Annotated in this window: 7 protein-coding genes; 3 read left to right on the forward strand and 4 right to left on the reverse strand. The window is 49.4% G+C overall.

What is annotated here, in order from left to right; genetic code table 11:
• Positions 1 to 12: 12 nt before the first annotated feature.
• The 3 genes from KJ970_17285 to KJ970_17295 form a co-directional block, all read right to left on the reverse strand.
• On the reverse strand, positions 13 to 1,023 hold the full coding sequence (locus tag KJ970_17285) for a glycoside hydrolase family 130 protein (protein MBU2692672.1): 1,011 nt from the start codon (positions 1,021 to 1,023) through the stop codon (positions 13 to 15).
• Positions 998 to 2,929 (reverse strand): sodium:solute symporter, encoded by a 1,932-nt coding sequence (locus KJ970_17290; GenBank protein MBU2692673.1) that lies wholly within the window; start codon positions 2,927 to 2,929, stop codon positions 998 to 1,000. The genes KJ970_17285 and KJ970_17290 overlap by 26 nt, the downstream gene beginning before the upstream one ends.
• Before the next feature lie 92 nt (positions 2,930 to 3,021).
• Complete coding sequence (locus KJ970_17295) at positions 3,022 to 4,845, reverse strand: CPBP family intramembrane metalloprotease (GenBank protein MBU2692674.1); 1,824 nt, start codon at positions 4,843 to 4,845, stop codon at positions 3,022 to 3,024.
• 288 nt (positions 4,846 to 5,133) lie between these two features.
• Between KJ970_17295 and KJ970_17300 the strand changes: the two genes are divergently transcribed.
• From KJ970_17300 to KJ970_17310, 3 genes are all read left to right on the forward strand, one after another.
• On the forward strand, positions 5,134 to 5,784 hold the full coding sequence (locus tag KJ970_17300; protein MBU2692675.1) for a deoxynucleoside kinase: 651 nt from the start codon (positions 5,134 to 5,136) through the stop codon (positions 5,782 to 5,784).
• 124 nt (positions 5,785 to 5,908) lie between these two features.
• A complete protein-coding gene (locus tag KJ970_17305; GenBank protein ID MBU2692676.1) occupies positions 5,909 to 6,310 on the forward strand; it encodes a class I SAM-dependent methyltransferase in 402 nt (133 codons plus the stop codon).
• Between the two features lie 146 nt (positions 6,311 to 6,456).
• Positions 6,457 to 6,672, forward strand: coding sequence for a hypothetical protein (locus KJ970_17310; protein ID MBU2692677.1), 216 nt, complete (start codon positions 6,457 to 6,459; stop codon positions 6,670 to 6,672).
• Positions 6,673 to 6,723: 51 nt separating this feature from the next.
• Here the strand turns inward: KJ970_17310 and KJ970_17315 are convergent, their stop codons facing one another.
• A complete protein-coding gene (locus KJ970_17315; protein MBU2692678.1) occupies positions 6,724 to 7,671 on the reverse strand; it encodes a homocysteine S-methyltransferase family protein in 948 nt (315 codons plus the stop codon).
• Positions 7,672 to 7,758: the final 87 nt, after the last annotated feature.

The following is a 7,758-nucleotide window of genomic DNA, read 5'->3' on the forward strand; positions in this document are numbered from 1 at the left end:
CTCGCTCCTCCATTAATCATTGCGGGCCAAATCGATCAATTCCCTAACCGTTGTAGTCGCCACCGCGACCGAGGTATCCGCCGCGCCATAGTAAACGAGGACCCGGCTGTCCGGCTTTGCAAAACCCTCATCGTCATATTCATCCACAATAATACCGCTTGGGAAGACAACATTAGGCACCTGGCCGATGAGTTCATACTCCGCGCGGGGCTCAAGGATGTTGTTCCGACTGCGGCCGAGAATGACAAGCGGCGTCTTTAAATCCATTAGAATCACCCCTGCCTGATATATATTCACACTATCAAAATGCCGGGCAATTCCATGATAGAGAAGGATCCAACCCTCTCTTGTTTTAATCGGTGGAGGTCCCGCCCCGATATCCTCATCCCAGTAATGATGCCGGCCTGCGATCACTGTTCCCTGGGACCGCCAATTGACCATATCAAGAGATGTTGAAAGAACAATCCTGGACCCGGATGAAATATCCCCTGCCACCGGATTTCTATTGGGGCGGTCCAACCTGGTGTACAAGCCGCCGATCCTTTCGGAAAACAAAACACCGTTTCGATTGGGCTCATCGGAGACAATGCCGATAAAATCAAAATCTTCGAAGTTGGTCGTTCTTGCAAGGCCCAATAGACAGTTGCGGTTCATGTCCATCGCAAAGATCACATAGAAAACCCTGTCTATTTCCGTGATTCTCGGATCATAGACATGAAAGACCTTTTCCCGAAGTCTATCAAACCCATTGAACCGGACCACCTTGGAACAGACCTGAAATTCAAACCCGTCCGTGCTCTCCGCCATGCATAAATAGGTTCTTCTGCCCCGGGTTTGAACGCGCAGCATGAGTTTAATACAACCTTTATACTTCACCGCTCCCGGATTAAAAACCGATGTCGGATCCAGAATATATGGTGGTATGTCCGGGATGTCCTTGCGGGTCAAAATGGGGTTCTTCTCGTATCTGGCCAGGCTCATATTGATTCCATTATCTTTAATCGTTTGATTCTTCTCTGACAACGCCGTCGTCGCCTACGTCCCGCTTTAACGTCTTGAGACGGCCGAACATTGCCCCAAGATTATGCATCCCACCGATTGTAAACCAAATGACGACAAAGAGACATATAACAACATTATAATAAAAGTAGAATTTCCAGAATTCCGCCCATTTGGAATCTTCCACCTGATGCGTGAGATTATAGACCGTCCCGGCGATGAAAACCAGAATCCATATTCCGGTTACGGCATAGGTGGCGATATAGATCACCCTATCTCCCCTGGTGAATTCCTTGCCCATCCCAAGGATCTTAAACCCACTACGGGGCGCTTCATTGATGATTTTGGTTTCCCCGGTCGCATATTTCCCACGATGAAGCAGTTTGTCGAGATCGGCGTCCTTTCCCTTCCCCAATAAGGAGACCAGAACATATATAATGGATGAAGCACCCATGGCGATCGCCCAAAACTGCTGTCCGTTAATTGGAAAATCATCTGTGAGCTGGTGAATAATAATACCGCCGACGGCTATCGTCGACCCGGTAAGCAGGGCGCTCCATGCGCCGGCCGTTGTTCCCTTTTTCCAGTACAATCCCCCGATGATGACGGCGCCGGAGCCGCCGGCAAAGATGGCTCCTGTGATGGCGAAGAAGAGAAAAATATACTGGCTCTGTTGGAAAACAAGGCTGAAAAAAAAGATAAAGACGGCAACGCCAACGATGGACAGCCTGAGGGCTCTCAGATGGTGTTTTTCAGAGAATGGCTCTTTCCGAAAAGGCATGATGACATCTTGGATAAAGATGCTGCCCCACGAATGAAGATAGGTGTCATGCGTGCTGATAAAAGCACCGAGCATGACGGCGGCGAAGGCGCCCATGAGCCCGACCGGCAACAGCTTGGTCAACATCAAGGGTGTTCTAAGCTGATTTTGGATGGCTTCATTCTCCAGGCCCGTCAATGTGGCATTAACCGACTCAGCGATTCCGGAAAACTCCGGATGATGCATGACGGTATAGCAAATGATGGGGACAAAGAGAAGAAAGAGGTTTTGAGGATACCCCCTCCAGTTATTCAAAACCCCGCTCATCTTTGCTTCATGGGCGCTGTGCGCTGAAGCATTGTACGCCTGAGTTCCCTGCCAGGACATCGCCCCATAAAAAACACCGAAAACACCGATCAAAAAATACCAGAGATTAAAATCCTCAACATGGCTTGTTTTAAATGGATTTATCAATGAAGCGTTTTCCGGGGCCATAGAGAGCGCCTCAATAACTTGCGTCCAATCGACCTTTACGAAGAGGAAAAGAACCAGAAGGATAAAGATCACATTAACAAAAATGCCTTGGAGAAAATCGGTGACAATAACTGCGATCTGACCGCCCGAGAAGACAAAATAGAGGGAAATGCTCAGTAATACCGCCATAATAAGGGGAAATGAAGGAATTATCAGACCCCAGAGGGTGAATTGTTGCGGAATCCCGCAGAAGTATATAAAAAAGCGGGCGCCGACGGCCGGGAATATCCCAAAATTGATCAAGCCGGAAAGAAAGGCTATGAGACCGGCGAATATTCGGAAGCTCTTGCTGTAACGCATTTCAAAGAATTGGGCCAGCGTCAAGGCTCGAGTCTGCCTGAATCTGTAAACAACCCATCCCGATACCGTAATGATAAGGATAAAGACCGACATCGTAAATCCCCACCACGTCATCGAAAACCCAGCGACATAATTCATCTCAAGAAGCCCGACAATCGTTATGGCTCCAAGCCCCGCCAAGCCCCCGGATATCGAGATAATATATCGTCCGGCGGTCCGGCCCGCGGCCAAGAAATCAGCGACGCTTGTCATATGCTTCTTACTGACAATCACGGCGCCGATCATGCTTGCCATTGTCAAAAAAACGATCAGCCAGTCGACCAGGGCCATATTCATGAAGGACTCCCTTGCTTTGTTTTTCCTTACCTTGCCCTATTCCACCCCGTAATCCGCACCACCACTGACACTCTCCCAGCCCAAATGACTCATCACCAAGTCCGTCCTGTCTGATCGATATGATAGATAACGCCGCCGGTTTCAAGCGTTACAACAAAAGTCTCTCCGGTGGACGTGATTTTCCTGTTGGCGTACTTCTCGTCAAAAAGGCTCTTCAACGTCGAATTTAGGTAAGGAAGGAGCTCGTCAAGGGAGTTTGAATATTCCCGATGGCGCAAATAGTAATTCTTCTCCATATAGTAGATTTGTCGGAGGACCCAGATGTATTCCCACGCCTCTGGTTGGCAGATCTTGTCCCCTGGTGCTCTTACGGTCTGATCCAAAAATTGAACAATTCCCCACATCTCCGGATAATGCATATTGATCAAACCCTGTGGAGACCAGACCCAATTGTCTTCCGGCATCGTTTTTCCTGTTTTGGAATCTTTTACTTTTATATAATCCCCATCGATAATTTCCGTTTTCCATTCCACTCTTGAGAAATTCACCCGCCACTGATCCCCGGAATGCGGCGGCGCCTCTTTGTGAGCGCTCTCTTTCAGCACATTCCATGGTATGGCAAACTCAACACTCCAGCTCGTATCGGTATCCTTCGGATTGTTAAGTGTTCCTTCAACATGAACGCCGATCAGCAATCCCTGAATATCCCAGGCATTCACGGCCGGACCTCCATCACGATACGGTTGCACTAGAAAAAGATCCCACACTGTTCCAAGAGCGTTGACCTCTAATTCATAGTACTGGTGGGTATCGCCGTCTGGGTCGATAAATACTTCAAAATCATTGTCATAAAAAATCACAGCATCGCGATCGGTGAGCTTCGCCCAGATGTGAGGTTCCTCAAGCTCTGCGCCCACATAGAAATACTCATCATTCCATAACATCTTCACTCGTGTTCGAAAGCGGGGCGCCGGTTTTGCCGCTCCTTCAATATCCACAAAATCCTTTGTCCATTCCGCTTGCGCCCAAGCGGATTCATCGAGAAGCCCATCGATTGTCAACGGCGACGCCGCCCGATAACAGATATAGTGCTCAGGATTATAGACTATCGAAGGCTGTGGAAAGAACTCTTCTACACCCCCTGCCGGCGCTGAATACCCCGAGATTCCGCCGAATGCCAGGCCTGGAAGACAAAGCACCAAGAGGAACATCCCAATAAACCATTCCAAACCGACACCAAAAATATTCGCCGCGCTGTGTGCGATGATGGCGGGAATGAGACTACCCGTATTCTCCCGGTAATACCCTGCGATCAGGCCCAGCAAGAACGTAGAGATAAGAATACTGATTCCCAAGGCGGTATCGATACCCATGATGAGCAAAGGAACGTGCATTGCCGAGAAAAGCAGCGCACATGTGATAACAGGAAGAGAGAAAAAAATCCGTCCAAAACCTATACCATGTTTCTTTAGCGGATCAAGATATCCTTGGATCAGCCCTCTCATGACCACCTCTTCGCAGGTGCTGGCTATGATCCAAATTCCAATGACCATTTGCAAAAAAGTAAACTCATCCGCAAAATGTCCCTCCCCGTCGCCGAGGAAAAATGAAAAGGGTATCATGACGACAATCTCGGCGGCAAGAACAAGCAGGAGTAGTTTCACAATAGAGAATCTCATCCCGACGCAAAATCCGAATCGCCTGAGATTTCCGCGGCCCAGAATCAACATGAGCAAAATAGAGACAGTGGCCATAAGGAGCTGAAAGATCGATGTCGATAACCATTCTTTATAACTAAGTGTTTCTGGGATTCTACCACCGATTATTTGTGAGATTGAACCGGATAGGATGAAAACAATGATGGCGAGAATGATACCTGTTATCATCCTGATCGGCGAAGCATTAAACAAACCCATTTATCGAGTCCCTCCCTGCCCGCAACCTATAAACCAGCTTCCTTATCAACTTCTTGTCATCGGGAAGCAATCCCACCTAGACCCCGGATGCTCTTCGACCCGCAAATCATAGTACCGGAATGGGCCGCCCATCTAGCTAATCCGCTAACTCAATCTCTTAGAATGTGATGCAATCCATTGCTAGCCGCCACCTTTACCTGTATTATTTTCTGTGTGGGTTGCCTGATTCACAGGGTCCATGTCCAGGGCTTCTGTCTTCACATCCTCGAACTATGGATGGTGCACACTATGGAAAGGCTCGAAAATCTCTTCATCGGCATCGCCGGCATCATCGGAGCCGGGAAAAGCACCCTGGCGAAGACGCTTGGTGAGCATCTCGGATTCGATGTTTACTATGAACCTGTCAAGGACAATGAATATCTGGAGGATTTCTACAGAGACACCCCTCGTTACAGCTTCGCCATGCAGGTTTATCTTCTGAATCGCCGATTTCAGCAACACCAGGAGATTATCTGGCGCGGCCGGTCCGCCATTCAAGACAGGACAATATATGAAGATTCCGTATTCGCCAAAATGCTTTCCGATACCGGATTGATGGATCCGCGTGATTACCGAACCTATCTGCAGCTATTCCGTCATATGTCTAATTTTATGTGCAAACCCAATCTCATCATTTATCTGGATGTGGATCCCGAGACCAGTTTCGAACGTGTTCAGCAAAGGAAACGTGATGTCGAAGGCGGTATATCCATGGAATATCTGAAGGCCCTGTACGCAGAGTATGAAAATTTCGTTGATGATATCAGCCGGGTTGTTCCCCTCATCCGCATTTCCTGGAATGAATATCGTGATGCGGAGGAAATGGCGCAGGTCATTAAGAAAGAATACCTGGACCACAGTTTCTTGAGGACGGTAAAGGAGTGGCGGTATAATCCTTAATAGAGGTTAGATGTAACAACAGGAGATGCACTTGTTTGAATCGCTAATGGAGAGCATTCGACGGCCGATACCATTTGGAGAATAAGCCCTCACGCTCTGGACCAACCCGCATACGTCGAAGAGGATGCTGGCGTACCACCTAGACGAGACCGTGGACGCCGCTTCGAGGAATCGTAAGTTCATTGATCGCTCAGTAACATGGATAGTGTCGCACTTTGACCTCGCGCCGGGAGCAAGGGTGGCTGACTTCGGGTGCGGGCCAGGGCTGTATGCTGAGCGTCTCGCTCGGGAGGGCTTGTTTGTCACAGGAATCGACTTTTCGGATAATTCGATTAGATACGCACGAGAGACTGCCGCGGCCAGGGGACTCGAAATCGAATACATCCACGCGGACTACCTCGATTTCGAGACAGACCAGTGCTACGACCCAATAATGTTGATCATGTGCGACTTCTGCGCACTTAGCCCGTCCAGCGTGCTGTTTTGCTGGGCAAATTTCACTCCATGCTTGCTGACGGCGGATTGATCTTGCTCGACGTCTACTCGCCGAAGATGCTCGAGGCACGAGATGAGACAACCACTTGGGCGTCCAACCTCATGGATTGATTTTTGTCGCCCCGTGAATACTTCGGATTCATGAACACATTCAAGTACGAAGCCGAGTGACTTCTGTTGGACAAATACACCATTGTGGAACGTGATGGGATACGCCGCATCTACAATTGGCTCCAATGCTTCACTCTTCAAAGCATCAAGAGCGAGTGCGCCGCCTGCGGCCTCCAAGTAGTGGGATACTGGGGTGACGTGGCCGGGGCCACATACGATCTGAATGCGACCGAGTTCGCCATAGCTTTAAAGGCAGCTGGGGACGAGTCAGGTGCAGAATAGAGATTTCGGCGTGGTGCATCCATCAAGAGCTTGCACCTTCAAACGTGTCTGTCACGCCTTGTGCCGGCGCACAAGCTGCGCCAGGCTGCTGATATGGCTGGGATCGGTGCCGCAGCATCCTCCCAAAATTTTTATCCCCAGATTTTTGTGAATCCTCCACATGAGTTCGCCAAAGACATCCGGACTCTCCTCGTGGAGGGCGGGTGAGTTATCCAGCTCTTCGGGCGTCAAGGTTGAGGTGTTGGCCTGAAGGCCCATGATCCGCCGGGCCGCCGCCGGCGAGTGCTCATTGATATGCCGCATCGCCTTTTCGAAATTCGAGGGATGGACACAGTTTACCCAATAGCAGAGTGGTTTCTTTTCTGTTTGAGCATCAATGTCATTGATGATGTCATGCAAAAGCGTGCCATCCGGCAATGTCCCAGATGGGTGGATGACAAAACTCAAAATATATGGAAGATCGAACTCATCCATGGCATGCGCAATCCCCAAGGCCTCTGATGAAGCCGGCAATGTTGCCGCCAAAAGGAAATCAACTCCCGATGCCGCAAGAGCGTGAACCTGGATTCCGTGAAAGTCCTTCGCTTCATCTATTTCAAGCGCATCCCGTGGATCATAGGCATCCCCACGGCATCCCAGCATCCCTGCAATATAGACATTATTGGAATGATCGGGATAGTCATCCCGCACAGCTCGTAGGAATGCTGCAGCCGCATCATGAACGGCATGGAGTTGATAACGACCGTCCGCCTGTAGTCTCTCTGGATTTGCACGCCAAGTCGGTGTCCCGATAATGATGGGCAAATGATAGGAATGGGCAATCTCCACATATTCGCGATAGCATGCTTCAAGGATGCAGCGGGATTGCTTTTCAAACAGAAAGCCGGCGTGTAGAATATTCGGATTCAGATTGACTTTGTGATTCCGCCGTAGCCGCTCTATGATCGCGCCTTCCGTCAAAATGACATTTTCAGCCGTCAGTGCCCTGACGAAAGACATCCCCATCTTCCTTTTTTTAATCCGGCTGGAACGACATCGCTCTGGTGAAACTCCATCTAGAAGCCTGATCTATACTCAATCATGGCA

The sequence above is a fragment of the Candidatus Eisenbacteria bacterium genome, from assembly GCA_018831195.1.
In the GTDB taxonomy this organism is placed as follows: domain Bacteria; phylum Eisenbacteria; class RBG-16-71-46; order CAIMUX01; family JAHJDP01; genus JAHJDP01.